We start from the raw sequence: 23,056 nt of genomic DNA, 5'->3' as shown, positions 1-23,056 counted from the left end.
GCCCCAACGGGAGACCACGCCTGATGCCTGACCGCCGTACAACCCTGGCCGCGCTGGCCGCCACGGCGGTTCTGGGGCCCGCCGCGCGGGCCCTTGGTGCCGCGCCCGATCCGCACTTTCCCGAGGGTTTCCTGTGGGGCGCCGCGACCGCCGCGCACCAGGTCGAAGGCAACAATCTCAACGCCGACCTGTGGGTGATCGAGAACCTGCCGGGCACGCTCTTTGCCGACCGCTCGGGCGATGCCGCCAACAGCTTCGCGCTCTGGCCGGTCGATCTTGATCTGGTCAAGGCGCTGGGGCTCAACACCTATCGCTTCAGCCTCGAGTGGGCCCGGATCGAGCCCGACCCGGGCCACTTCTCGCTGGCCATGCTCGATCACTACAGGGCGATGATCGCCGGCTGCCGCGCGCGCGGGCTGCAGCCGATCGTCACCTTCAACCACTTCACCACGCCGCGCTGGTTCGCCGCCCAGGGGGGCTGGAGCCATCCCGAGGCCCCCCGGCTGTTCGCGCGCTTCTGCGATCGGGCCGCCCGCCACCTCGCCGAGGGGATCGCGCTGGCGCTCACGCTCAACGAGCCCAACCTGGCCGGCGTGATCGGCGAGATCCTCCCGGCGGAGCTCGTCGCCGGGGACAAGGCGATGCAGGAGGCCGCGGCGCGCCAGCTGGGCGTGGCGCGCTATGCCCCGGGGGTGGCGCTCTACGTCGAGAACGTGCCGGTCTACCGCGCCGGCATGATGGAAGGCCATCGCCGCGGTCTGGCCGCGATCAAGGCGGTCCGCCCCGACCTGCCGGTGGGGGTGAGCCTCGCGATCCTCGACGACCAGGCGGTCGGCCGGGGCTCGCTGCGCGACCGCGTGCGGGAGCGCTACTACGGCGAGTGGCTGCGTCTGGCTGCACAGACCTGCGACTTCGTCGGAGTGCAGAACTACGAGCGCAAGCGCTGGGACGCCCGCGGCGAGGTGCCGCCCCCGGCCGACGCCCGGCGCAACACCGCGGGGGCCGAGGTCTGGCCGGGTTCGCTGGCCGGCGCGGTGCGCTATGCCTGGGAGGCGACGCGGCTGCCGGTCTATGTCACCGAGCACGGCGTCAACAGCGATGACGACAGCCTGCGACAGTGGCTGATCCCCGCCGCGCTGGCCGAGCTCAAGCGCGCGATCGACGATGGCGTACCGGTGCGCGGCTATTGCCATTGGTCGCTGGTCGACAACTTCGAATGGGGCTTCGGCTACAAGTATCGCTTCGGGCTGCACAGCTTCGACCCGATCACCTTCGCCCGCACCGCCAAGCCGAGCGCGGCCGTGCTCGGCGCGATCGCCCGGCGCAACGCGGTCTAGGGGCGATCTAGGGGCGGTCTCGGGAGCCCCTGCTCCCGGCGGATCACCGATCCGCCGGGAGGCGTGCCGCTCAGCGCGCCGGCTCGAACACCATCAGCGCGTTGCCCGCCATGTGGCTGTACATGCCGTAGCCCGAGTTGACGACGACCTTGCCCTTCCACACCGCGGCGCCGGGGCCGCTCATGCTGCCGCCCTTGGTGGTGCGCCCGTCGATCGTGGTCATTGGCCGCTTGGTATCGACCTGCCACAACACCCGGCCGGAGCGGCTGTCGTAGGCGCGCAGCATGCCGTCGAGGTGGCCGGCGAAGACCGCGCCGGGGATCGCCGTCACGGCCGCCGAGATCCCGGGATCGCAGAACTTGATCCCGCGGCACGCGTCGGGCGCGCGGGCGAACCACTTGACCTTGCCGGTCGCGGCGTCGAGCGCGTGGAGCCCGGCACCGCGTTGCTTGACGTCGTAGACGCGCGCGTCGCCGGTGTCGGCCATGTCGTTGATCGGGACGAACACCGTCCCGCCCTCGGCGGCCATCCCGAAGTGCACGCCGCCCTGGGTGCCGCCATGGCCAAGCCGCGTGCGCCAGCGGATCTGCCCGGTCGCGGGATCGAGCCCCCAGGCCTGTCCCGACTTCTGCCCGGCGACCAGCACCGGCTGGCCGTTGTCGCCGGTGATCAGCAGCGGGCTGGCGGCGACGTCGTAGTCCGGCCCGTTCTCGACCGGGCAGGAATCGTTGCCGACCATGCAGCCCACGTTCCACGCATCGCGCGAGGTCAGCTGGGTCCGCCAAAGCAGCCGTCCGGTCTTGGCCTCGAGCGCGAAGATCGCGTCCGAGCTGCCATCGGCCGGGCTCGAATAGTTCTCGCCGCTGCCGAAATAGAGCCGGCCCGAGGCGGCGTCGAAGGTCGGGCTGTTCCAGACCGGCGAGCCGGACGGTCCGAGGATCGCGGTTCCGGCTGCGGTCTTGCCCTGGGGCCGCGGCTCGCCCGCGGTCCAGGCCCGCCAGACTTCACGGCCGGTGGCCGGATCGAGCGCGACGACCGAGCCGCGGAAGGTGCAGCAGGCATAGGCGGGGTCCGCGGCCTGGACCACCTCGAGCGAGGAGACCGGAACATAGAGCAGCCCGCCGCCCAGCGTGGGGGTGCCGGTGATCGTGGCATCGGGATGATCGCTCATCCGCTCGGCCCACAGCTCCCTGCCGGTCAATGCGTCGAGCGCGTGGACCTTGCCGAGCAGATCCCCGAAATAGAGCCGCTTGGTCGCCGCGTCGGCCACGATCGCGGTGCGCACCTCGGCGCTGATCCGGGTGGTCCAGCGGGTGCAGCCGCTGTCCGGATCGAACGCGTAGACCGTGCCATCCTGGCTGCCGACGAACAGGGTGCCCCAGGCCAGCGTCGGCTGTGACCGCGCGCGGTTGGCTGCCGGGTAGGCGAAGGCCCACTTGAGCTTGAGCTTCGGCACGGCTGCCACCGGCAGCTGCGCGGTGGCGGCCGGGACGAAGCGGCGGTTGTCGAGCCCCCAGCCGATCGCCGCGGGCGGGTCGGTCAGATCCAGCGCGGCGCGATCCGCGCTGCACTGCGCCGGCGGCGCCGGGCGGCGGTAGGCGGCATAGGGCGTGCGGGTGATGTACTCGGCCACCTGGATCTTTTCGGCCGGGCTGAGCATCGCGGCCTGGTTGCGCATCACCCCGTCGGTGAGCGCGGCGACGATCGAATCCGGCGCCACCATGGCGAGGAACGCGGGCGAGGGCGCCTTGGCCACGCCGCCCATGTGGCACATCGCGCAGTGCTGCTCGAACAGCGGCCGGCCCGGCGCGGTGGCGGGATCGATCCGCGGGGTGTCGAAGCTCTGCAGATCGTCGGTCGAGGCGATGCGCTTGGCCGGGGCGGCGCCGAGCAGCGAGGCGGTGGCCAGCCCGCCGGCAGCCAGGGCGGGCAGGCACAGCGCTAGCAGGCGGCGGGCCAGCGGGAGGCGGGCTTCGCTGAGCCGGGCGGGGATGAGGGAAGGCATGGTCATGCGGCGGGTCCCGGGTCAGTCGAGCGAACGGTAGAAGGCGATCGACATGTCCTCGGCGAGGCATTCGAGGATCGGCGGTACCAGCCGGTCGTGGAAGTCGATCGTCATGTGCTTGTCGAAGGCCGCGGCATCGCGGAAGGTCGCGACGCATTCGAACAGGTCGGGGTCCTCCTCCGACTGGAACAGCTCATAGACCAGCGCGTCGGGTTCGTGCTCGAACACCAGCGCCTTGAGCTCGGTCTGCAGGGCGATCAGGCGCTCGCGCGTCTCGGGGCGGGTGCGCAGGCGGGCGATGAAACTCTTCTTGCTCATTGTGCTCCTCTCCATCGGTCCGGTCAGGCCGCGCCCGGCTCGGGCAGGTCGTAGAGCAGCTCGCGTTCGTAGCTGCCGTCCATGCAGGCGATCATCCGTTCGATCAGCGGCTGGTTGTGGGGATAGGCCATGTGCGCCTGGTCCGCCGCCTCGTCGACGAAACGCTCGTAGACCGCGAACATGCCCGGCTCGGCCAGGCGGTAGAACTGGTAGCCGAGCGTGCCCGGCTCGTCGGCGGCCAGCGCCTCCATCTGCCGGGCGAGGGCGACGAACTCCTCCTCCTTGCCGGCGGCGATGCGGAAGCGCGACAGGAAACTGTAGGCCATGGGGTCTCTCCTGGGGGGCTCAGACGTGTGCCGCGCGCGGCCGGCGCGCCTGGTGGTAGGCGATCCAGTCCGGCAGCGGCTCGGGGAAGTCGGCGGGCAGTGGCGCGGCATAGGCGTGGTTGCGGTCGGCCCGGCCAAGGATCCCCGGATAGGCCTTGACCGGGACGTAATAGAGGAAGCCGATGCTGCGCGCCGCAAACTTCCACCCCGCGGCGGTGCGGACATAGCGATCGGCATAGCGCAGCGCGGCGACCATCATCGCGCCGTTGCGCCACAGCTCGGCATGGCCGGCGACACGGCCGCGGGCGTGATCGCTCCCGTCGAAATCGATCTGCACGTCATGCATCACATGATGGCCGGGCCCGAGCGCGGCGAAGCGTCCCTCGAACTGGGCCATGATCGCGTCGACCCCGTGGGCCTCCATGACCCCGTCGTCCGAGCGCAGCATGGCGTCCGCGGCGAACAGGTCGCGCACCTCGGCGATGCGGCGATCATCGATGCAGAAGCTGTAGCGCGCGATCAGCTGCCGGATCTGTGATTCGGCCTCGAGACGCTCGATTCGCGCCAGCAACCCGGCCTGTGCCTCCGCCATCCGTTCCGCTCTCCCGCTCGCGGCCTCTGCGGGCCCCGCCGCCCGGATGATACGCACAGGCTGTCCAAAAACAATCATGAATGTATGGGCAGGCGCCGATTTCCGGGGGCCGCAAGCACCCGCACGGACAGGGTGTGCCGGGGCGGCCGGGGTGCCACGAAAAAACATACATGTCTGCTTGCAAAATGTCTGCGCGCAGGTAATCTTAAGGCAACTCGCAATGATGGCGGGGAATGAGGAGAGACGGATGATGAGCAGTTATCTGCGGCGGTCGACCGCTGCTTGCGCCCTGGTTGCATCGGCCCTTGCCCCCGCCTTTCTGCCGACCTCCGCACTCGCTGCCACAGTGGCCGATGCCCAGGACGCGGCGGCTCAGGATGGCGCTGCGGCTGACGATCAGGATCGCCTCAACGACATCGTCGTGACCGCGACGCGGCGCGACTCCAATCTCCAGTCGACCCCGATCGCGGTTTCCGCCGTCGACAGCCGGCTGATCCGCCAGGCCAGCCCGCGCGATCTGGGCGATCTGGCGGCCTTCGTGCCGAACTTCTCGGCCAACACCATCACCAACTTCAACGCCGCCTCGTTCGCCATGCGCGGCGTCGGCCAGACCTCGATCATCGTCTATTTCGAGCCCCCGGTTGCGGTGCTGGTCGACGATTTCGTGGTCCCCTCGGTGCAGACCCAGCTGCTTGACGTGTTCGACGTCTCGCAGGTCGAAGTGCTGCGCGGCCCGCAGGGCACCCTGTTCGGCAAGAACACCACCGGCGGCGCGGTCACCGTGCGGACCAAGCGCCCCGAGCTCGGCGTGGTCGGGGTCGATGGCCGGGTCGAGGTCGGCAGCTTCGGCACGCAGCGCTACCAGAGCGCGCTCAACGTGCCGCTGGGCGACACCCTGGCCCTGCGCTTCGTCGGCGGGCTCGAGAAGTCCAATGGCTTCTACCGCAACGGCGCCTGCTATGGCCCGGTGACCGGGTTCGTGCCCAACAAGTTCAACGGCCGCTCCGGCTGCCTCGACGGCAACAGTGCCGGGGGCAAGGACGTCGCCAACTTCCGCGCCAAGCTGCTGTGGGAGCCGAACGACCGGATCCAGCTGCTGGCCCAGTACGAATGGCTCCGCGATCGCTCGCAGACCGTCCCCTCGGTCAACGAGAATTCGCTCTACACCGGCAGCAACCCGTTCCTCACCAACCTGGTCGGGGCGATCCGGCCCAATCCCAACAGCAGCGATCCGCTTGACAATGCGGCCGTGACCTATCGCCAGGACGGCCTCATCCGGATGGCCGATGGCCAGCGCATCTCGGTCGACGGGTTCTACCTCAACGGCGATATCGACTTCGACTTCGGCCGGCTGACCTCGGTCACCGGCTGGCGCAAGCAGCGCTCGCGCATCCCCAACTCCTATGCCGGCGCGGCGCCGATCGCCGCCGATGGCCAGCCGCTGTCGTTCTTCGACGCCACGCGTGACGACAACCGCAACACCTTCCAGCAGGAACTGCGCTTCGCCACCAACTTCAACGGTCCGTTCGATGCCGTGGTCGGGGCCTTTTACCAGCGCGAGACCGTGGACTTCTGCGTGGCGCAGATCCTCGGCTTCCTTGACCTGACCTCCGGCCCGCTGCCCTTCGGCAACTGGAACGACACCCCCTACATCCTCTGCAACGCCCAGAAATCCCGCTCGCGCGCGGTCTTCGCCGAAGGCACCTACAAGATCACGCCCGAGCTGACGCTCACCCTCGGCAGCCGCTACACCTGGGAAAACAAGGAGTGGTTCGGTCGCCAGCAGGTGTTCATCCCCGCGCTGCGCGGCGGCTTCGATCCGTCGATCCGGATCAACGAGGCGCTCGATGCCAGCGTGTTCAAGTTCCCGGCCGGCGTGGTCCAGGTCGATGACCGGGCCCGGCGGGCGACCTGGCGCGCCAGCCTCGGCTGGCAGGCGACGCCCGACCTCTTCGCCTATGCGACCTATTCGCGCGGTTTCAAGAGCGGCGGGTTCAACGACCAGATCGGCGGCTTCGCAGCCTTCGGCAGCGATCTCAACGCCTTCCGCGCCGCGGCGCGGGCCACCCGACCGGAGACTGCCGACAGCTTCGAGGCGGGCATCAAGACCGAGCTGCTCGACCGCCGCCTGCGCTTCAACCTCACCGGCTTCTACGTGAAGTACAAGGATCTCCAGAAGCAGCTGAACGTGCCGCTGGTGGTCAACGGCCAGCCCAACCAGGTGACGATCTTCGTCAACGCGGCGAGCGCCACGGTGAAGGGCATCGAGGGCGAGGCCACGGCGCGGCTGTTCAAGGGCTTCACCCTGCGCGGCGTGCTGGGCTTCCAGGACTCGGGCTACGACAGCTACACCGCACCGACCGCGGGCTACAACCTTGCCACCGCGCCGCTCGACCGCGCGCCGCGCTGGCAGTGGACGATCGACGGCACCTACGAGACCCCGATCACCGCGAACTACAAGTTCGTCGCCAACGCCTCGGCGGCGCACACCAGCCGCAACCTCAACACCCAGGCGATCGACGATCCGCTGGGCAACACCTTCCTCAACGCGCGGACCCTGGTCAACGCCTCGCTCACCATCGCCCAGGCGGACGACCAGTACTACCTCCGCGTGCTCGGCCGGAACCTGACCGACCAGCGCTATCGCATCGCCTCGCAGAACGTCGCGGGCCTCTGGCTCAACTCGAACTTCGGGGCGCCGCGCTACTACGGGCTGGAACTGGGTGTGCGCTTCCGCGGACCCTGAGCCCGTTCCGGGGGGGACATTGCCACATGCCGACGGCCGCGCCTCCGGGTGCGGCCGTCCCTGACAGCGGAGTTGCGATGAAAACCGAGTTCGACCTGTGGAACATCCACACCGGAGCCCCCCACCCCTTCAACGCCCGCGCCCCGCGCATCGACAACGGCACCGGCCGGCCCGACCCTGACCGCTACACCGATCCTGCCTATGCCCGGGCCGAGTGGGACCGCGTGTTCGCGCGGAGCTGGCTGCTGGCCGGCCCGCTGTCGGACATTCCCGAACCGGGCGACTTCATGACCTTCGACATCGGCCCGGAAAGCTTCATCGTCGTCCGCGGCGAAGACGGGACGATCCACGCCCACTACAACGTCTGCCCGCATCGCGGCAGCCAGCTGGTCACGACCGATTTCGGCTCGCTCGACCGTTTCACCTGCCCGTTCCACAGCTGGAAGTTCGGGCTCGACGGCCGCAACCAGGAGGTGACCGACCGGGACACCTTCCGGCCCGAGGTGCTGTGCCATGGCACCGATCTCAGCTCGGTGCGCTGCGAGGTGGCGGCTGGTCTGGTCTTCGTGGCGATGGACCCGGCGATCAAGCCGCTGCGCGAATTTCTGGCGCCGATCCTGCCGCAGCTCGAGCTCTACGAGATCGACCAGATGTACGTCGTCCAGCACCGGCGGTCGGACTGGGGGGCGAACTGGAAGGGCGGAGTCGATGCCTTCGCCGAGATCTACCACCTCCACGCGGTCCATCCGCAGACCCAGGGGCTGATGGACGATCGCACCCAGATCGACCTCTGGCCCGGCGGGCTGAGCCGCCAGTTCGTGCCCTTCGCCCAGCCGAGCCCGCGCTTCCCCGACCAGGAATCGGTCAACCCCGGGATCCAGTTCATGCTGCGCGATGCGGGGATCGACCCGGCCACCTTCACCGGCACCGCGCGGGACACCCGCGCCGCGCTGCAGCAGGCCAAGCGCCAGCGCGGGGTGGAGCTCGGACTGCGCTACGAGCGCTTCAGCGACAGCCAGCTTTCGGATTCGGTCGTCTATTCGATCTTTCCCAACGTCCAGATCGGCTGCCATCCCGAGGCGGTGTTCCTGCACCGCTTCCTGCCGCACCCGACCGATCCGAACCAGTTCACCTACGATACCTGCATCCTCTACCGCCACGTCGACGCGCCCGGCTATTCGGCCCCGGCCTGGATGGGCCTGGCCGAGGATGTCGATCTTTCGGGCCGCACCCGGCCCGAGGTGATCCATACCCGCCTGGGCGAGCCGCCTTGCCTGGGCGAGGTGCTCGACCAGGACAGCGAACTGCTGCCAGTGGTCCAGAAGGGCGCCCACTCGCGCGGCTTCAAGGGACCGCTGTGGAGCGAGCAGGAAGGGCGCCTGCGTCACTTCCACGCCGAGCTCGACCGCCTGATGGCGTCCGGCTGAGCGCACCACCCGGCGCTTTCGTGCTGATGGGTCCAGGGGAGGCGGACCGGCTGGTCCACCTCCCCTTTCCCGTTCCGGCGGCGCCGTGGTGCGACCCGAGCGGCTCGGAACAATGGGGTCAGAACGGGCGGATGGTCACTCCGTTGTCGATCACCAGTTCGGCGCCGGTGATGAAGCGGGATTCGTCCGAGGCGAGGAACACGACCAGCGCCGCCACGTCGTCGGGGTGGCCGGGCGTGCCATAGGGCAGGACCCCGGCGGGGATCTCCTTCGGCTGGCCGATACGGCCTTCGGCCTCCTGTACCATCGGCGTCTCGATCGCCCCGGGATGCACCGAGTTGCAGCGGATCTTGTAGCCCTTGACCTGGGCCATCACCGCAACCGACTTTGTCATCGAGCGGACCGCGCCCTTCGCCGCGGAATAGGCGAAGAAGATCGGATAGCCGAGCAGCGCGCCGACCGACGACATGTTGATGATCGAGCCGCCATCGCCCTTGTTCATCAGCGGGATGGCATGCTTCATGCCCAGGAACACGCCATCGATCATGATGCCGTTGACCCAGCGGAACCGGTCGAGCGACGTGTCCTCGACGTCGGCGCTGAGCACCACGCCGGCATTGTTGACCAGCACGTCGAGACGGCCGAACCGCGCTTCCACTTCGGCCAGGACGGCGATCCACTGGTCCTCGCTGGCGACATCGTGGGCCAGCGCGATCGCACCGCCGCCGATCCGCTCGGCCACGGCCTGGGCTGCCGCAAGGTTGACGTCGGTGACGACCACGGTCGCGCCCTCGCGGGCGAGCGCGGCGCAGTCGGCCGCACCGAGCCCCGATCCGCCGCCTGTGACCAGCGCCACCTTGCCCGATACCCGGCCCATATCCGTCTCCATCCTCGTTGGTGTGGTTGGTTCTGCGCGCCCGTTCAACCGGCGCCGTCGTCGGCAAAGTAGTCCGGCATCCCGGCGGGCCAGACCACGCCCCACTGGGCCTGCCCGCCGTCGATGATCATCAGGTCGCCATTGACGAACCGCGCCGCGGGCGAAGCGAGGTAGGCGATGGCCTCCGCCACGTCCCAGGCATTGCCGCGCATCTTCATCGGGTTGGCCTGGTGGAACCGGGCGAGGGCTTCTTCCGGATACATCCGGAAGCCTTCGGTCTCGATGACCCCGGGGCCGATGCAGTTGACCCGGATGTTGTAGGGTGCCCACTCGGTGGCGACCGTCTTCGACAGGTAGATCACCCCGGCCCGGGCCGCGCAGGTGTGCGCCGCCTGCGGCATGCCGCGCTCGACGTTGGCGACGATGTTGATGATGTGTCCCGGCTTGCCCGTGTCGCGCCAGCGCCGGGCGGCCTCCTGCATCATCCACCAGGTGCCGTTGAGGTTGGTGTCGATCACCGCCAGCCAGCCCTTGCGGGTGAAGTCGATCGCGTCCTGCGGGAACTGGCCGCCGGCATTGTTGACCAGCGTGTCGAGCCCCCCGAAGCGGTCGTGGACCCGCGCGATCAGCGTCTCGACCGCGTCGGCGTCGCGGATGTTGGTCGATTGGCAGAACACCTCGCGCCCGCAGTGCTCGTGGATGAGCGTGGCGGTGGCGTCGAGCTTGGCGCTGTCGCGCCCGCAGATCGCGACATTGGCACCCAGCCGGGCGGCCAGGAAGGCGGCGGCCTTGCCCATGCCGCTGCCCGCGCCCGAGATGAGGATCGTGTGCCCGGCGAGCAGGTCGTCACGGAACACGGTGGTCTGCCGCGCCAGGGCCTCGTCGCTCAGCCCGCGGGCGGGGCGGCCCGGATCGCCCGGCTCGGGACGGAAGATCCGCGGTGCTTTCATCTCCGGCGCGTTCAAAGGCACTCCCCTTGCGGTTCGATCGGCGTCTCGATCCGTCGAATCCAGTTGCCTCACCGGGGAGCCCGATGCAATAAAAAAGACAAACAGGTTTGATTGTGTTCGTCGGGTCCGCCCGGCCTTGCGGGACGGAAACGATGCGCGCCCATCTGGTTGCCTCGGGCAAGTACCACGATATCGACTTCGCGCGGCTCGAACTGCTCAAGCTGCTGGCCGAGGATGCGCGGATCCGCACCACGGTGTCCACCGACTATGCCGACCTTGCGGCGATCGCCGCCGCCGATCTGCTCATCACCTACACCTGCGACGTGATCCCCGATCCGGCGCAGACCGCGGCGCTCGAGGCCTTCCTGCGGCGCGGCGGGCGCTGGTTTGCGCTGCACGGCACCAATGCCCTGCTGCGCTTCGCCGCTGATGGCCTGTGCGACACGCCCGACGAGGCGCCGGCCTTCATGGACCTGCTGGGCAGCCAGTTCGCCGGCCACCCGCCGATCGCGCCGTTCAAGGTCGAGGTGACCCGCGCCGATCACCCGCTGACCGCTGGTCTGCGCAGCTTCCGGGTCGAGGACGAGCTTTACCTCGTGCACCGCCGGGCCGATCTCGAGGTGCTGCTGCACACCGCCTTCTCCGGCGCCTGCCCGGAGTTCCGCGACGGCCACTGGGACGAGGCCGAGGTCCCGGTGCTGTACCAGCGCCGGGTCGGGGCCGGGGCCGTTCTCTACCTCACCCTCGGCCACTGCCGCGGCCATTATGACCTGCAGCCGCTGGCGCCCTTCTGGCCGCACCCGCAGCGCGGCGCCTGGGCCTACCCGGTGTTCTACGAGCTCTTGCGGCGCGGCATCCGCTGGGGCTTCGCCGCGGCCTGAACCGCCGCGGGCGCCGCCGGAGCGAGTGCGGCGATCTGCCCCTCGAGATGGCGCAGCATCGGCTCGACCTTGCCCTCGTCCATCGCCCCGGTCTGGAGGCTGATCGCCATGCCCTCGAGGATCGTCTGCGAGAGGGTCATCGCCAGGGCGAAATTGGCCGGCGCGGCGGCCCATTCGGGAAAGAGCTGCTCGGCCTGGGCGTTGAACTTCTCGGAGAACTCGTCCTGCAGCGGCTTGAGGATGCTGGCGAGCTCGGTGTCGGTGCGCGCCGCCACGGCCAGCTCGTGGAAGGCGATGAAGGCCGGCTTCTGCAGCTGGCGCCAGTAGGTCTCGACCAGATCGGTGACCTCGTGAACCGGCTTGTCGGCCGCCCGGCGGAAGGCCCGCAAGCGCTTCTCGTGGAGCTCGGCGATGGTCGACTTGATCAGCGAGGTGCCGTTCTCGAAGTGGTGCATCATCGCCCCGCGCGACAGTCCGGCCTCCTCGGCCACCTTCGGCGTGGTGGTGTTGGCATAGCCGTACTTGACCAGGCAGCGGACCGTCGCCTCGATCAGCCGGGCGCGGGTCTGCGCGGCCTTCGCGGCCTGGAGCTGCGGACCCTTCTCGCCGGCCGGGCGCGGGGGCCGGACGGGGCGGGCAATCCGGGTACGGGACAGAGCCATAAGCGTTCGCCTGATCGAGTGGACGGGCAGCGGCGCCGCGGGCTGGCGCCCGGGACCGTCGGCGCGCCATAGCGCGGAGGCGGGCGCCAGGGCAAGAATGCGGCGCCCGCCGCCGCGGCATGGTCCGCGTCTGACAAAAAGACAGATATGATTGTTTTTTGCAACAGCTCGGGCTAGATTCGCGTCAACAATCACGGTGCCGGCTGCGGCCAGGCTGACCGCAAGCGCCCGCCGGGCAAGGGGATGAATGGAACAGGCCGCACAGAGCTATACCATCGGAGCCATGATTCGGGCCTCGGCCCAGCGCTTTGCCACGCGCGAGGCGATCCTGTTCCCCGATCGCCGGCTGACCTATCGCGACCTTGACGAAGCGGCGCGCCGCTGGGCCCGCGCGCTGATCGCGCTGGGGGTCCAACCCGGCGAACATGTCGGCCTGCTGATGCCGACCTGCCCCGAATTCATCGAGGCGTTCTGCGGCATCGCCATGGCCGGGGCGGTCGCCGTGCCGATCAATGCCCGCTACCAGGTACACGAACTGGCCTACGTGGTGCGCGACGCCGATCTGGTCGTGCTGCTCACCGCCGGCCGGATGACCGATTCGCTCGACTACGGCGAGCGGGTCGCGGCCGCCCTTCCGACGCTATCCGGGTCGGCGCCGGGAGGGCGGTTGGTCTTGGCCGAGGCGCCGATGCTGCGCAGCATTGTCTCGCTCGATCCGGCCTGCCCGTCCGCCATGCTGCAGCATGAGGCGGTGCTGGCCGCGGGCGCGGCGGTGCCCGAGGCGACGCTCGACGCGCGCATCGCCGCGGTCGATCCGCAGGACACGGCGATGATCCTCTACACCTCGGGGACCACCTCGAACCCCAAGGGTGCGCTGATCTCGCACCGCGGCCAGGTGGGCAACAGCCGCAACCTTGGCATCCGCTATGCCTGCACCAGCGCGGACAAGGTCTGGTCGCCGCTGCCGATCTTCCACATTGCCGGCATCCTGCCGATGATCATGATCCTCGACCTGGGCGGCTGCTACATGACCGTGCCGCACTTCGATCCGGGCGTGGCGCTCGAGATGCTGGGGCGCGAGGGCGCCACCGTGGCCTATCCCAGCTTCGTCACGATCATGCAGGACCTGATCAATCACCCCAGCTTCCGCCAGACCGACCTGTCCAAGCTGCGCGTGATGAACTCGAACTTCGCGGTCCAGCCCGAGTGGATCAAGCATGCCGTGGCCGAGGCGATGCCGCACACCATCCAGGTCGGCACCTATGGCATGACCGAGGCGGCGGGCACGGTCTCGACCAGCCGGCTGACCGACAGCTATGCGGTGCGGACCGAACGCTGCGGCTTCCCGCTGGACGAGTGGGAGGTGCGGATCGTCGATCCCGAGACCGGGCGGGACCTGTCCACCGGCGAACGCGGGGAAATCCTGCTGCGCGGTCCCAACATGCTCAAGGGCTACCACAACGCCCCCGAGAAGACCGCCGAGGCGCTGCGCGACGGCTGGTTCCACACCGGCGACATCGGCTCGATCGACGAGGGTGGCAACATCATGTTCCATGGCCGGACCAAGGACATGCTCAAGGTCGGCGGCGAGAACGTTGCCGCGGCCGAGATCGAGGCCATGCTGCAGAGCCATCCCGCGGTAAAGCTGGCCCAGGTGGTCGGCCTGCCGGATCCGCGTTACGCCGAGGTGCCGGCCGCCTTCGTCGAGCTGGCCGAGGGCGCCGTGGTGAGCGAGGCCGAGCTGATCGCGCACTGCAAGGGCAAGCTCGCCAGCTTCAAGGTTCCGCGCCACGTCCGCATGGTCACGGAGTGGCCGATGTCGACCTCGAAGATCCAGAAATTCCGCCTGCGCGACAGCCTGATCGCCGAGCTGCAGGGGGTGTGATCCCGGCGAACTTCGCCAAGGTCACGCGTATCGCGACCGCAAAGAAGTTCGCGGCGCGTCCGGAAATCTCACGATGGAAAAGAGCCGGGCGGAGCATGGCAGCGCGGGGCGGTGTAGGAAAGGGCGGGGCTGCCTCGGGCGGACCTGTGCTCGGTCTCTTTGAGGGGGGCGATGCTCAGGGCCGTTGCCCGACGTCAGGGCAGGCACGACCGGGATGACAGGAAAGAGGCGGGGTGGATCAGGCTCAATGATCATTTCCGCTTGGGATCGGACGTGAGACGAAAAAAGGTCAAATCGCACAAGACCCGCTCAGCCTGAGCCTGTCGAAGGCCACGCGCTGACATCGGCCCCACACGCGCGCAACCGTGCATCACGAGGGAAAGGCTGCGAACACCAAGCTCATCCACCGCGCGTGGGCTTCGACAAGCTCAGCCTGAGCGACGTTTGGGTATGTCTGACCATATTGCCTTGCGGCCCTAGCCCAACGTCCTCACCCGCTCCCGCCATCCACCTCCTACACCGTCCCCGCACCCCCGAAGATTACCGTCGCCTGCGCCGACAGCGTCCCGCCGTTGCCGTGCGCCAGGGCCAGCTCCGCCCCGGCAATCTGGTTCGCCGCCTCGCCGCGCAGCTGGCGCACCGCCTCGACCATGGCGAACAGGCCGTACATGCCCGGGTGGCAGCACGAGAGGCCGCCGCCGTTGGTGTTCACCGGCAGCGCCCCGCCCGGGGCGATGCGGCCGCCGCTGACGAAGGCGCCGCCTTCGCCCTTGGCGCAGAAGCCGAGGTCCTCGAGGAACAGGACGGTGTTGATGGTGAAGGCATCGTAGAGCTGGACCACGTCGATCTCGCCGGGGGTGACCCCGGCCATGGCCATGGCGCGCGGGCCGCTTTCGGCGGCGGCGGTCACGGTCACATCGCCGGCCTGGGTCAGCGAGTTGTACCAGGTGGCGGCTGCTGCGCCGAGCACCGGAACCGGCGGCCGCGGGCAATCGCGCGCGCGGTCGGTGCGGACCAGCACCAGCGCGGCGGCGCCGTCGGTGACGAGGCAGCAGTCGCGCGCCGCGATGGGCGTGGAGATCATCCGTGAGGCCAGCACGTCCTCGACCGTCAGCGGCCCCTTGGCGAAGGCTTCCGGGTTGGTATCGGCCCAGCGCCGCGCGGCCACGGCCACCTCGGCCAGCTGTTCGCGCGTGGTGCCGAACTGGTGCATGTGGCGCGCGGCGGCAAGGGCATAGTAGGACAGCGGATAGAGCGGCGCATAGGGCGCGTCCCAGCGGTCCGCCCGCGCCGGGGTGACCAGCCTGCCGCCGCTTGAGCGCTGGTTGGAGCCATAGGCGATCACCGCGCAGTCGAGATAGCCGGCGTCGAGCATCAGCACCGCGGTGACCAGATGGCTCATGAACGAGGCCCCACCGGTCCGGTTGTTGTCGGTGAAGCGCGGATGGATGCCGAGGTGCTGCGCCAGCGACAGCCCGGCGAAGAGATCGTCGGGCAGGGCGATGAACAGCCCGTCGACCTCGGGCAGCGCGATCCCGGCGTCGGCCAGCGCGCCCTGCACCGCGCGCGCGGCCAGTTCGATGGTGGAAAAGCCGGGCGCCTCGCCCACGCCGAAGGTGGCCGCGCCGGCCACGGCGGTGCGCCCGCGGGGAAACCGGTCACCCATCACACGGTCCCTTCGCCCGCGGGGTCGAACACGATCACCGGCCCTTCGGCGATCCGCGCGCGCACCGCCATGCCGATCTGCAGGCTGGTCTCGGTCACCCCCTCGACCCGGCCCATCAGCCGCGCGCCCTCGGCCAGATCGACCAGCACGACGTTGTAGGGCTCCTCGGGCGGGCGGCGCTGGACCCAGGTGACGCTATAGACCGTGCCGCGGCCCGAGGCCTCGAACCATTCGAGCGCGGCGCCGTTGCCGGGGGCGCACTCGCGCGGGGGGAACACTGCCGCCCCGCCGCCCACCGGGCGCTGCAGCAACAGCCGGCCCGCGACCAGGGCCTCGTCCCAGTGCTGCGCCGCGCCGCTCATCCCAGCACCGCTCCGCTGGCGGTCAGCGCGGCGATCTCGTCGGCGCCGAACCCGGCCTCGGCCAGCACCGCCGCATTGTCGGCCCCGTGCCGCGGGCCGGGATCGCCGATCGCGCCCGGCGTGTCGGAAAAGCGGGTGGGGATGCCGGGGAAGCGTAGCGTGCCCAGCTCGGTCTCGCGCTCCGCCCAGAACCCGGTCTGCTCGAGGTGCGGATCGTGCAGCAATTGCTGCAGCGAGGCGATCGGGGTGGCGGGGATCTCGGCGCGACGGAACAGCTCCATCCACTCGGCCGTGCCGCGCGTCTCGAGCACCTGCGCCACTTGCGACAGCACGGCCGAGATGTTCTCGGTGCGGCTGCGCAGCGAGGCGAACATCGGATCGCGCGACCAGTCAGGATCGCCCAGCTCGCGGAAGAAGGCCTGCCATTGCTTGTCGTTGTAGATCATCACCCCGACATGGCCGTCGGCGGTGCGATAGGGCCGGCGCGCCGGCGAGGTCGCGCGCGGGTACTCCGGCGGGCCGAGCGGCGGGCTGAACAGCGATCCGCACAGGTGTTCCACCGCGGCGAAGGACACCATCGTCTCGAACATCGGCACCTCCACCTCCTGCCCGCGCCCGCTGCGCTCGCGCGCGAACAGCGCGGCGATCACCGCATAGGCGCCGGTCAGCCCGCTGACCTTGTCGGCGATGACATTGGCGACATAGGTCGGCTCGCCGCCGGACAGGCGGGCCTGCAGATCGACCACCCCCGAGGCGGCCTGGACGATATCGTCATAGGCCGGATAGTCGCGGTAGGGCCCCTCGCGGCCATAGCCATAGAGATTGGCATAGACGATCCGTGGATTGGCCTGCTGCAGCGCGGGATAGTCGAGCCCGAGCCGGGCGATCGCCTGGGCGCGCATCGAATGGATGAACACGTCGGCCTGTTCGGCCAGCCGCAGCACCACGGCCCGCGCCTCGGGCCGCTTGAGGTCGAGCGCGAGGCTGCGCTTGCCGCGGTTGACGTTGAGGAACATCGCCCCGCGGGTGGGGTCCGGGCCGGGCGGGATGGCCCGGGTGGTATCGCCCCCCGGTCCCTCGATCTTGATCACGTCGGCGCCGAGGTCGGCGAAGATCTGGGTGGCATAGGGGCCCATCAGCACGCTCGTCAGGTCGAGCACGCGCACCCCCGCCAGCGGGCCCTGGCCCTGGCCGCTCATGCCGGCTCTCCCGCCGGGCGCAGGGCGATCACGCTGGCCTCGAGACAGTCGAGCAGCGGCTCGATCTGGGCGGGATCGACCGCGCCGGTCAGGTCGGCGATGCGCATGCCCTCCATCAGCGTCTGCGACAGCGCCATGGCCAGATCGAGCCGCGCGGGCTGGCGGCTCCAGTCGGGATAGAGCTGGCCGGCCAGCGCCTTGAACCGGTCGCTGAACTCGGCCTGCAGCGGCAGCAGGATCGCGGCCAGGCCGGCATCGGTGCGCGCGGCCATGGCCAGTTCCTGGAAGGCGATGAAGCCGGGCTTCTGCAACTGCTGCCAATAGCCGCGGACCATCGCGCGGACATCGCCGGGATGGGCCTCGGAGGCGCGGCGGAAGGCGTTGAGCCGGCGTTCGTGGAGCGCGACGATGGTCGCCCGGATCAGCGCATCGCCATTGGCGAAATGGTGCAGCATGGCGCCGCGCGACAGCCCCGCCTCGGCCGCGACCAGCGGGGTCACGGTCTTGGCATAGCCGTACTTGACCAGGCAGGCGATCGTCGCCTCGATCAGCCGGGCGCGGGTGGCGGCGCTCTTGCGGGTCTGCAGCCCCGGCACTGCGGAGGGCGGTGCGGGAGCCGTGTCGCGGGCCGTGTCGGGCACCGGGGCCCGCCGGGTCGTGAGCGCCATGTCTGTCCTTTCGGCGTCTGTCCGTGCGGCCGTGTCCGGCCTCTCCCCTGCGGGACGGCCGGGCCGCCCCGCCAGCAGCATGCGCGAGTGAAAAAAAGCATGCAAGCATGTTTTTTGTTTGCAACCCTCGGGCCGTGCAATAGATTGGCGGGCAGGGAGAAAGGATCAGGCGCCGGGCCGGACCCACAGGGCCGGGCCGGGCGGCGCGGCCGACGCGCCGGGCCCCTTTGTCCGATCAGGCGTGAACGAACGGAAGGGCGTGGCATGGATCTCGGGCTGCAGGGCAAGAAGGCGATCGTGATCGGCGGCGCGCGGGGCATCGGCTATGCCGTGGCCGAGATCCTGGCGCGCGAGGGCTGCGACATCGCGCTGAGCGCGCGCGGCGAGGATTCGGTCAAGGACGCGGTCGCAGCGCTGTCGCGCTATGGCACCACGGTTGTCGGCAAGGCGGTCAACGTCAAGCGGGCCGACGAGTACAGGGACTGGCTGGCCTGGGCGATCGAGGCGCTCGAGGGGGTCGACGTGCTGATCCCGCTCAGCTCGGCGGCCGGCGGGATCGGCAGCGAGCGGTACTGGACCAATTCCTTCGAGACCGGCGTGCTGGGGGTGGTGCGCGCGATCGAGGCGGTGATCCCGACGATGACCGAGCAGCAGCGCGGCGCGATCGTGCTGGTGGCGAGCACCTCGGCGCTCGAGGCGATGGGTGGGCCGCAGGCCTACAACGCGATGAAGGCCTCGCTGATCACCTACGGCAAGCAGCTGGCGCTGGCCCACGGCAAGGACGGGATCCGCGTCAACGTCGTCTCGCCCGGGCCGATCGAGTTCGAGGGCGGCAACTGGGACATGATCAAGGGCACGATGGAGAAGTTCTACCTTGCCCAGCTGCGCCAGCAGCCCTCCGGCCGGCTCGGCCGTCCCGAGGAGGTGGCGCGGGCGATCGTGTTTCTCGCCAGCGAGGCTGCCAGCTGGTGCAACGGCTCGCACCTCGTGGTCGATGGCGGCTTCACCAACCGGACGCACTTCTGATGTGGGATACCGCGCGGATGGATGTGAAGCGCGTCGTCGACGTGATCCGCGTCGATCCCGCGCAGCCCGGCGGGCGCACCCCGGTCGAGAAGGCGCCCGATCCCGAGCTGGGCACCGCGGTGATCCCGGCCGAGCGCTACTATTCCGAAGCGTTCATGAAGCTGGAGTGGGAGCGGGTCTGGACCAAGGTCTGGCTGCTCGGCGGCCGGGCCGACGACATCCCCGAGCCGGGTGACTACATCTGCACCGAGATCGGCAAGGAATCGGTGCTGATCGTGCGCCAGGCCGATGGCTCGCTGCGCTGCTTCCCCAATGTCTGCCTGCACCGCGGCAACCGCCTGCGCCCCGAGGGGATCGGCAAGGCCACCGAATTCCGCTGCATGTACCACCACTGGACCTATGGCCTCGACGGCAAGATCGAGCGCCTGCCCGATCTCTGCACCTTCCCCCAGGGCGGGCCCCCGGGCATGACGCTGACCAGCCTGCCCTGCACCGAGTGGAACAGCTTCGTGTGGTTCTCGCTCAACCCCGCGGTCGAGCCGTTCGACGATTTCATCGCGCCGCTCAAGGACCACCTCGAACCCTACCACCCCGAGCGGATGGCCTGGGTGCGCGACGTGACCGTGGAGTGGGACTGCAACTGGAAGGCGTCGGTCGATGCCTTCAACGAGACCTACCACGTCCAGGGAATCCACCCCCAGCTGCTGTGGTACCTGGATGACGTCAACGTCCAGATCGACTGCTACGAGCGGCACAACCGCTACCTGATCCCCTTCGCCACGATCTCGCCGCGGGTTGCCATGCCCAGCCAGATTCCGCCGGCGATCGACGAGATCATGCGCAAGGCCGGGATGGACCCGGCCGACTACGAGGGCCGGGTCAGCGACATCCGGCGCGACGTGCAGCGCTTCAAGCGCGCGCACGGCCAGGCCCAGGGCAAGGACTATTCCGAGCTGAACGACGATCAGCTGACCGACGACTATCACTACATGATCTTCCCCAACGTCGCGCTCAACGTCCACGCCGACGACATCCTGATGTTCCGCCAGCGGCCCCACGCCACCGATCCCAACAAGATGCTCTACGATGTCTGGGTGTTCGAGCTGGTGCCCGAGGGCGAGCCCTGGCCCGAGCGGGTCAAGCACCGGCGCTTCAAGCACGGCGACCGCAGCATCGGCCAGGTGCTGGACCAGGACGCCTTCAACCTGCCCACCGTCCAGCTGGGGATGCGCTCCGACAGCTTCCCCGGCCTGTGGATCGGCGAGCAGGAGCTGCGCATCCGGCACTTCCACAAGGTGCTGGACGATTACCTCTATGGGCCCGGCGGCAAGGGTCCGGACGACATCTGAAAGGAACCGCGATGCTGCAACTGGGCCATGACCAGCTGCTCGGCGCCTACCGGCGCATGGCCACGATCCGCGCGTTCGAGGAACGCCTGCACGACGAGATCAAGACCGGCGAGATCGGCGGCTTCACCCATCTCTACGCCGGGCAGGAAGCCGTCGCCGTGGCGATCTGCGACCAGCTGACGGTCGAGGACAAGATCGTCTCGACGCACCGCGGGCACGGCCACTGCATCGCCAAGGGCTGCGATGTGACCGGCATGATGCTCGAGATCTACGGCCGCGCCGACGGGCTCTGCAAGGGCCGGGGCGGATCGATGCACATCGCCGATCTCGCGGTCGGCATGCTCGGCGCCAACGGCATCGTCGGCGGCGGTGCGCCGCAGGCGGTGGGGGCGGCGCTGGCCGCCAAGGTCGACGGCCGGGGCCGGGTCGGCGTGGCCTTCTCGGGCGACGGCGCCTGCAACCAGGGCACCACCTTCGAGGCGATGAACCTGGCGGTGGTGACGAAGGCCCCGGCGATCTTCGTCTTCGAGAACAACCACTATTCCGAGCACACCGGCGATGCCTATGCCGTGGGCACCGCGCGCGACATCGCCAGCCGCGCCGAGGCCTTCGGGATGAAGGTGTGGCGCGCCGATGGCTGCGACTTCTTCGCCACCTATGAAGCCTTCCGCGAACTGCTCGAGCATGTCCGCGGCGGGGGCGGGCCGGCCGCGATCGAGCTCGATACCGAGCGGTTCTACGGCCACTTCGAGGGCGACCCGCAGCGCTACCGCGGCCCGGGCGAGCTCGACCGCATCCGCGCGGAGCGCGACTGCCTGAAAGGCTTCCGCGCCAGGGTGACCGGGGCCGGGCTACTCACCGCAGCCGAGCTCGACGCGGTCGATGCCGAGGTTGCGGCGCTGATCGACGCGGCCGTCGCCACGGCGCGCGCCGCCGCCGATCCCGATCCGGCGACCGTCGCCGACGATGTCTACGTGGAATACTATTGAGGGACCCGCGACCATGGCGATCATGAACATCCGCGAGGCGATCCTCAGCACGCTCCACGCCGAGATGGAGCGGGACGGCGACATCATGCTGCTGGGCGAGGACGTGGTCGGCGGCAACGGCACGGCCGGCGGGCCCGAGGCGATCGGCGGGATCTGGGGGACTTCCACCGGGTTGTGGGCCAAGTTCGGCCCCGACCGGGTGATCGACACCCCGATCTCGGAAAGCGCGATCATCGGCGCCGCGGCGGGCGCGGCCCTGGCCGGCAAGCGCCCGGTGGCCGAGCTGATGTTCGCCGACTTTGTCGGGGTCAGCATGGACCAGCTGTGGAACCAGATGGCCAAGTTCCGCTACATGTTCGGCGGCAAGACCCGCTGCCCGGCGGTGGTCCGCATGGTCTACGGCGCGGGCATGCAGACCGCGGCGCAGCACAGCCAGTCGGTATATGCCCTGCTGACGGCGATCCCCGGCCTCAAGGTGGTGCTGCCGACCACCCCGGCCGACGCCAAGGGCCTGCTGACCGAGGCGCTGCGCGGCGACGATCCCGTGATGTTCTTCGAGCACAAGGCGCTCTACGGGGTGAAGGGCGAGGTCCCCGAGGGCGAGCACCGCGTGCCCTTCGGCCAGGCGCGGATGGTGCGCGAGGGCGGCGACGTCACCGTGGTGGCCTGCGGGCGCATGGTCAACTTCGCCGAGAAGGCCGCCGACAAGCTGGCCGCCGAAGGGATCGGGATCGACCTGCTCGACCTGCGCACCACCAGCCCGATGGACGAGGACGCGATCCTCGATTCGGTCGAACAGACCGGGCGGCTGGTGGTGGTCGACGAAAGCCCGCCGCGCTGCAGCCTGGCCGCCGACGTAGCCGCCCTGGTCGCGGCGCGCGCCTTCACCAGCCTCAAGGCGCCGCCCGCCATGCTGACCGGACCGCACGCGCCGATCCCGTTCTCGCGCGGGCTCGAACGGGCCTGGCTGCCCTCGCCGCAGACGATCGAGGGGGCCGTCCGCCGCACCCTCGCGTTCCGCTGACGCGGGGAGGACGGCACATGGCCAAGCTCAAGGCGTTCACCATGCCCAAGTGGGGCATCGAGATGGCCGAAGGCACGATCGCCGACTGGATGGTGGCCGAGAACGCGCCCTTCAGCCGCGGCACCGTGCTGACCCTGATCGAGACCGACAAGATCACCAACGAGGTCGAGGCCGAGGCCGATGGGCGCTTCGTGCGCATCCTGGCCAAGCCCGGCGAGACCTATCCGGTCGGAGCGCTGCTGGCCGTGCTGTCGGATGGCGGCGAGGCCAGCCCGGCCGAGATCGACGCGCTGATCGCGGGCTTCCGGCCTTCGGACAGCAGCTTCGATCCCGATGCCGGGACCGCGCCCCCGGCCGCACCGGCCCCGCCGAGCGCAGCGCCGGCTGCCCCGCCGCCGGTCCCGGCCGGGCTGGCGATCAGCCCCGCAGCCCTCGCCGAGGCGCAGGCGCTGGGGGTCGATCTGGCCGGGATCGCGGGTTCGGGCCGCCATGGCCGCATTTCGGCGCAGGACGTGCACCAGGCGGCGCGCGCACCGGCTGCGCCGGTGCTGGCCGGCCCGCTGCCGCTCACGCCCGAAGGGCCGGTCAGGGCGACTCCGGTGGCGCGGCGCCTCGCCGCGCTGCATGAACTGGATCTGGCCAAGCTGACCGGCAGCGGGCCGCGCGGGCGGGTGCGCCGCGCCGACGTGCTGGCGGCCGTGGCCAATGCGGCGCCGGCGCCCGCCGCAGCGGTGCCGGTCGCGGCGTCGCTGGCCCCGTCCGGTGCC

The 23,056-nt window shown here is 69.8% G+C and carries 21 protein-coding genes; 10 read left to right on the top strand and 11 right to left on the bottom strand.

The window, feature by feature from the left end:
- The first annotated feature begins 23 nt into the window (after positions 1 to 23).
- Complete coding sequence (locus H7F53_RS11715) at positions 24 to 1,337, top strand: family 1 glycosylhydrolase (protein WP_185679676.1); 1,314 nt, start codon at positions 24 to 26, stop codon at positions 1,335 to 1,337.
- Positions 1,338 to 1,407: 70 nt separating this feature from the next.
- On the opposite strand, the gene H7F53_RS11710 is transcribed toward H7F53_RS11715, so the two are convergent.
- The 4 genes from H7F53_RS11710 to H7F53_RS11695 are packed head-to-tail and all read right to left on the bottom strand — an operon-like array spanning position 1,408 to position 4,578.
- Complete coding sequence (locus H7F53_RS11710; RefSeq protein ID WP_246438861.1) at positions 1,408 to 3,348, bottom strand: outer membrane protein assembly factor BamB family protein; 1,941 nt, start codon at positions 3,346 to 3,348, stop codon at positions 1,408 to 1,410.
- 15 nt (positions 3,349 to 3,363) lie between these two features.
- Complete coding sequence (locus tag H7F53_RS11705; RefSeq protein ID WP_185679675.1) at positions 3,364 to 3,660, bottom strand: putative quinol monooxygenase; 297 nt, start codon at positions 3,658 to 3,660, stop codon at positions 3,364 to 3,366.
- 23 nt (positions 3,661 to 3,683) lie between these two features.
- Entirely contained in the window at positions 3,684 to 3,986 is a 303-nt protein-coding gene (locus H7F53_RS11700) for a putative quinol monooxygenase (RefSeq protein ID WP_185679674.1), read from the bottom strand.
- Positions 3,987 to 4,005: 19 nt separating this feature from the next.
- Positions 4,006 to 4,578 carry a nuclear transport factor 2 family protein gene (locus H7F53_RS11695; RefSeq protein ID WP_185679673.1) on the bottom strand — a complete coding sequence of 191 codons (573 nt, stop codon included), beginning with the start codon at positions 4,576 to 4,578 and terminating at the stop codon, positions 4,006 to 4,008.
- 250 nt (positions 4,579 to 4,828) lie between these two features.
- On the opposite strand from H7F53_RS11695, the gene H7F53_RS11690 reads away from it, so the two are divergent.
- Together H7F53_RS11690 and H7F53_RS11685 are read left to right on the top strand one after the other, a co-directional pair.
- Positions 4,829 to 7,324 (top strand): TonB-dependent receptor, encoded by a 2,496-nt coding sequence (locus tag H7F53_RS11690; protein ID WP_246438860.1) that lies wholly within the window; start codon positions 4,829 to 4,831, stop codon positions 7,322 to 7,324.
- 77 nt (positions 7,325 to 7,401) lie between these two features.
- Complete coding sequence (locus tag H7F53_RS11685) at positions 7,402 to 8,751, top strand: aromatic ring-hydroxylating oxygenase subunit alpha (protein WP_185679671.1); 1,350 nt, start codon at positions 7,402 to 7,404, stop codon at positions 8,749 to 8,751.
- 118 nt (positions 8,752 to 8,869) lie between these two features.
- On the opposite strand, the gene H7F53_RS11680 is transcribed toward H7F53_RS11685, so the two are convergent.
- Together H7F53_RS11680 and H7F53_RS11675 are read right to left on the bottom strand one after the other, a co-directional pair.
- Positions 8,870 to 9,640 carry an SDR family oxidoreductase gene (locus H7F53_RS11680; protein WP_221773709.1) on the bottom strand — a complete coding sequence of 257 codons (771 nt, stop codon included), beginning with the start codon at positions 9,638 to 9,640 and terminating at the stop codon, positions 8,870 to 8,872.
- A 32-nt stretch (positions 9,641 to 9,672) separates the two neighbouring features.
- A complete protein-coding gene (locus tag H7F53_RS11675) occupies positions 9,673 to 10,578 on the bottom strand; it encodes an SDR family oxidoreductase (protein WP_185679670.1) in 906 nt (301 codons plus the stop codon).
- Between the two features lie 152 nt (positions 10,579 to 10,730).
- On the opposite strand from H7F53_RS11675, the gene H7F53_RS11670 reads away from it, so the two are divergent.
- Complete coding sequence (locus H7F53_RS11670) at positions 10,731 to 11,459, top strand: ThuA domain-containing protein (protein ID WP_185679669.1); 729 nt, start codon at positions 10,731 to 10,733, stop codon at positions 11,457 to 11,459.
- Here the strand turns inward: H7F53_RS11670 and H7F53_RS11665 are convergent.
- Complete coding sequence (locus H7F53_RS11665) at positions 11,411 to 12,121, bottom strand: TetR/AcrR family transcriptional regulator (protein WP_185679668.1); 711 nt, start codon at positions 12,119 to 12,121, stop codon at positions 11,411 to 11,413. The genes H7F53_RS11670 and H7F53_RS11665 overlap by 49 nt on opposite strands.
- A gap of 247 nt (positions 12,122 to 12,368) precedes the next feature.
- On the opposite strand from H7F53_RS11665, the gene H7F53_RS11660 reads away from it, so the two are divergent.
- Positions 12,369 to 14,006 (top strand): class I adenylate-forming enzyme family protein, encoded by a 1,638-nt coding sequence (locus H7F53_RS11660; RefSeq protein WP_185679667.1) that lies wholly within the window; start codon positions 12,369 to 12,371, stop codon positions 14,004 to 14,006.
- Positions 14,007 to 14,520: 514 nt separating this feature from the next.
- Here the strand turns inward: H7F53_RS11660 and H7F53_RS11655 are convergent.
- Genes H7F53_RS11655 through H7F53_RS11640 form a run of 4 tightly spaced genes read right to left on the bottom strand, consistent with a single transcriptional unit; the run spans position 14,521 to position 17,901 of the window.
- Complete coding sequence (locus tag H7F53_RS11655) at positions 14,521 to 15,672, bottom strand: thiolase (protein ID WP_185679666.1); 1,152 nt, start codon at positions 15,670 to 15,672, stop codon at positions 14,521 to 14,523.
- Positions 15,672 to 16,034, bottom strand: coding sequence for a Zn-ribbon domain-containing OB-fold protein (locus H7F53_RS11650; protein ID WP_185679665.1), 363 nt, complete (start codon positions 16,032 to 16,034; stop codon positions 15,672 to 15,674). The genes H7F53_RS11655 and H7F53_RS11650 overlap by 1 nt, the downstream gene beginning before the upstream one ends.
- Positions 16,031 to 17,233: a CaiB/BaiF CoA transferase family protein gene (locus H7F53_RS11645; RefSeq protein ID WP_185679664.1), complete on the bottom strand. Its 1,203-nt coding sequence runs from the start codon at positions 17,231 to 17,233 to the stop codon at positions 16,031 to 16,033. The genes H7F53_RS11650 and H7F53_RS11645 overlap by 4 nt, the downstream gene beginning before the upstream one ends.
- Positions 17,230 to 17,901 (bottom strand): TetR/AcrR family transcriptional regulator, encoded by a 672-nt coding sequence (locus H7F53_RS11640; RefSeq protein WP_185679663.1) that lies wholly within the window; start codon positions 17,899 to 17,901, stop codon positions 17,230 to 17,232. The genes H7F53_RS11645 and H7F53_RS11640 overlap by 4 nt, the downstream gene beginning before the upstream one ends.
- Before the next feature lie 264 nt (positions 17,902 to 18,165).
- Here H7F53_RS11640 and H7F53_RS11635 point away from each other — a divergent pair, with 264 nt between their 5' ends.
- The 5 genes from H7F53_RS11635 to H7F53_RS11615 all read left to right on the top strand — a co-directional run.
- On the top strand, positions 18,166 to 18,927 hold the full coding sequence (locus H7F53_RS11635; RefSeq protein WP_185679662.1) for an SDR family NAD(P)-dependent oxidoreductase: 762 nt from the start codon (positions 18,166 to 18,168) through the stop codon (positions 18,925 to 18,927).
- Positions 18,927 to 20,276: an aromatic ring-hydroxylating oxygenase subunit alpha gene (locus H7F53_RS11630; RefSeq protein ID WP_246438859.1), complete on the top strand. Its 1,350-nt coding sequence runs from the start codon at positions 18,927 to 18,929 to the stop codon at positions 20,274 to 20,276. Before H7F53_RS11635 ends, H7F53_RS11630 begins: the two co-directional genes overlap by 1 nt.
- A gap of 14 nt (positions 20,277 to 20,290) precedes the next feature.
- Positions 20,291 to 21,265 carry a thiamine pyrophosphate-dependent dehydrogenase E1 component subunit alpha gene (locus H7F53_RS11625; protein ID WP_185679757.1) on the top strand — a complete coding sequence of 325 codons (975 nt, stop codon included), beginning with the start codon at positions 20,291 to 20,293 and terminating at the stop codon, positions 21,263 to 21,265.
- A 13-nt stretch (positions 21,266 to 21,278) separates the two neighbouring features.
- Positions 21,279 to 22,289, top strand: a complete 1,011-nt coding sequence (locus tag H7F53_RS11620) for an alpha-ketoacid dehydrogenase subunit beta (RefSeq protein WP_185679661.1) — start codon at positions 21,279 to 21,281, stop codon at positions 22,287 to 22,289.
- 17 nt (positions 22,290 to 22,306) lie between these two features.
- On the top strand, positions 22,307 to 23,056 hold a 750-nt coding region (locus H7F53_RS11615; RefSeq protein ID WP_185679660.1), incomplete at its 3' end, for an E3 binding domain-containing protein.

Source organism: Novosphingobium piscinae, assembly GCF_014230355.1.
Taxonomy (GTDB): domain Bacteria; phylum Pseudomonadota; class Alphaproteobacteria; order Sphingomonadales; family Sphingomonadaceae; genus Novosphingobium; species Novosphingobium piscinae.
This window is presented reverse-complemented; position numbering and strand designations above follow the sequence as displayed.